Annotated in this window: 3 protein-coding genes; all 3 read left to right on the top strand. The window is 44.4% G+C overall.

Translation table 11 applies throughout. From position 1 onward, the window contains the following. Positions 1–889, top strand: an 889-nt coding sequence (locus tag ABW391_RS29140) for a M1 family aminopeptidase (protein WP_353485425.1), incomplete at its 5' end; no start/stop codon positions are given. A 136-nt stretch (positions 890–1,025) separates the two neighbouring features. Then, positions 1,026–1,898: a 3-keto-disaccharide hydrolase gene (locus ABW391_RS29135; protein WP_353485424.1), complete on the top strand. Its 873-nt coding sequence runs from the start codon at positions 1,026–1,028 to the stop codon at positions 1,896–1,898. Further along, positions 1,895–2,972 (top strand): alpha/beta hydrolase (locus ABW391_RS29130; protein WP_353485423.1); only part of this gene is annotated, 1,078 nt, incomplete at its 3' end. The genes ABW391_RS29135 and ABW391_RS29130, both read left to right, overlap by 4 nt.

The following is a 2,972-nucleotide window of genomic DNA, read 5'->3' as shown; positions in this document are numbered from 1 at the left end:
TATAGTATCACTAATGGAATTAAAACACAATACCAGTTCATTTACAAATGAATGGATTGCGTTAGCATCCTACAGCTCGTGGTATCCAGTAAATTTTGATTGGGGCAAGTTTAATTATTCAGTAACAGTTTCTATACCAAAACCTTTTATTGTATCAGGTGCAGGCGAAGTCAGTTATCAAAATAGGAAATGGAAACTAGTGCAATCCTCTCAAACATCTGATATTGTTCTGGTTGCATCAAATACTATGAAAACCAAAAAATTTAAAGATAATGATGCCAATATTACAATGAGTTATATTGGCTTTACCGAAGCAAAAGCCGACTCAATCATCGCCAGCACTATTCAAGCCTATAATTTTTACAAAACAATATATGGAGAAGTTGAAAAAGGGAATCTTACAATAATTGCAACGCCTTTTAAAGGTGGAAATGCTTTTGCGAGGAAAGATTTGATTTATATGCAAACCAAAGGAGAAAGCTCATTTGATATTAATAAAACAATAAGTCATGAAGTTGCCCATTTTTGGTGGAACAAAGCAAGTGATGACACTTGGGAGGATTGGCTGAATGAAGGATTTGCAGAATTTAGTACGCTTTTATTTATTCAAAAATTTATTAGCGACTCTGCTTACCTAAATGAAGTGAAAAATTACAAAGAAATGTCAAAAAAAGTTGCTCCAGTTTGGGAAATGGATAGAAACGACAATAGTGCCTCAATGATACTTTATCGAAAGGCACCAGTTGCGTTAGTCAATTTCAGGAACACGATTGGTGATGAAGCATTTTTTAATGTGCTAAAATCAATCCATCAAAATAAAATCAATAATACGGCAGCTTTATTAAAACTTATTGAAAAAATATTTCAAGTGAAGCTAAAAATAATCTGATTGACCTTTTAAAGAATTGACCAATCCATACCTTAATTCGGCATGCAATGCCAAGCATGAAGGACAATACAACTGCGGCTTTAGCTAAGTTCAACATATCAGTTAATGCACTAGATTTGTAAAAAAGTTCGCAACCATGCTAAAAACACCTACACTGATCAAGATTTCAGGTTCATGCAGCCTCTTGGTCCTACTTTTGGCTTTTTCCAGCTGCTCGACCACCCAAAAAGCCGCCGGAGAAAAAGGCTGGGTCTCCCTCTTCAACGGCAAAAACACCAAGGATTGGATCGTCAAAATATTCCACCACGAAGTGGGCGACAATTACGGCAACACTTTCCGGGTGGAAGATGGCATGATCAAAGTGCGCTATGACCAGTACGACAAATTCAACAACCGCTACGGACACCTGTATTACAAGCAGCCCTTTTCGCATTACCACCTGGTCGTCGAATACCGTTTTGCCGACGAGTGGCGCAAGGATGCACCCAGCTATACCCAGCTCAACAGTGGCGTGATGTTTCACTCCCAAGACCCGCGCACCATGCCCAAAGAGCAAGACTGGCCTATTTCGGTGGAGATGCAGTTCCTGGCCGGATTGGGCGATGGCAAACCCCGCCCTACCGGCAACATGTGTTCGCCGGGTACGGATGTGATTTTTCAGGGCAAAAAAGACCCCCGGCACTGCATTGAGTCCAGTTCCAAAACCTACGGCAAAGACGAATGGGTACGCGCCGAACTGATCGTATTGGGGGATTCCTTGATCACCCACATCATCGATGGCGAAAAAGTGCTGCAATACTCCAAACCTCAAATTGGCGGTGGCGTGGCAAATGGCTACGATCCGAACATTAAAGTGGATGGGAAATTGCTCAAGGAAGGGTACATCGCCTTACAAAGCGAAGGCCAGCCAATCGATTTCCGCAAAGTGGAGATTCTGAATTTGGAAGGTTTAAGCCCCAAATCACCGTTGTACAACCGGTATTTTGCACCTGAAATTCCCATCAAATGAATACCCTGAAATTCAAGATACTCTCTTTATTGCTGCTTTTTACCTGCAATTGGGCGACTGCTCAAAACCTGCCTCGCTTCAAATTCCCGGTATTTTCGGCCATCGACTCCTTTATGAACATCCAATACGGGGAAGCCATTAACCTGAAGGGCGAAGCCGAAAAACTACTCTTGGACATCTACGCGCCCACCGCTGATACCTTGAAAAAACGCCCCCTGGTGGTTTTTGTACACGGCGGTGGATTCCAAACTGGCGACAAAGCCAGTGGTTATCCATTGTTGTTTAGCAAGGGGCTGGCGCAAAGGGGATATGTGTGCAGCTCTATCAATTACCGCCTCGGGGTCGCTGCGCCCCCAAACGATACCAATTACGTTGAAGCCATGTACCGCGCGGTGCAAGACGCCAAAGCCGCCGTGCGGTTTTTTAGAAAAAATGCGGCGCAATACGGCATCGATACTACCCAAATTTTCATCATGGGCGGCTCGGCTGGAGGCATGACGGCCTTACAAATGGCGTACCTGGATCAGCATGAAGTCCCTGCCTGGGTTGACGTCGCCAAATTAGGATCACTGGAAGGCAACAGCGGCAACCCTGGTTTTTCCTCGCGGGTAAAAGCCGTGGTCAACTGTTGGGGTGCAATGATCGATTTCCGCTGGATCGATGCTGGCGATGTACCCGTATTCAACGTACACGGCACTGCCGACAAAATCGTACCATTCGATTCGACCTTTGATTACCACCGCTTCAAATACGGCAGCAATGTGCTGTTTGAGCGGGCGCTTTCCTTAGGCATTTCCACAGGTTTGAAGGTATTCGAAAATACCGGGCATACGCTGGACAACGACAAAACCAAACAAACCGAAGCGCTAGATGAAATCGGTTTGTGGCTCTATATTCAACTGAACCGCGACACCAAAACACCTACCGTTTTTCGGTACGAAAAAGACATTCTGGATTTTGAGCGACTCGATCAAACCGAAAAATATTCTTCCAAAGCCATCTTGTTTTCGGGAAGCTCCTACATTCGTTTGTGGAAAAGCATCCACAAGGATTTAGCACCGCACGAGGTCATCC

The sequence above is a fragment of the Haliscomenobacter sp. genome (assembly GCF_040403615.1).
In the GTDB taxonomy this organism is placed as follows: Bacteria; Bacteroidota; Bacteroidia; order Chitinophagales; family Saprospiraceae; genus Haliscomenobacter.
Note: the sequence above shows the minus strand (reverse complement) of the source record. Positions and strands in the feature narration are given on the sequence as shown.

Bases quoted from the DNA above. Each gene is read 5' to 3' on its own strand.
- ABW391_RS29135 (WP_353485424.1), top strand. From the start codon at position 1,026: ATGCTAAAAACACCTACACTGATCAAGATTTCAGGTTCATGCAGCCTC.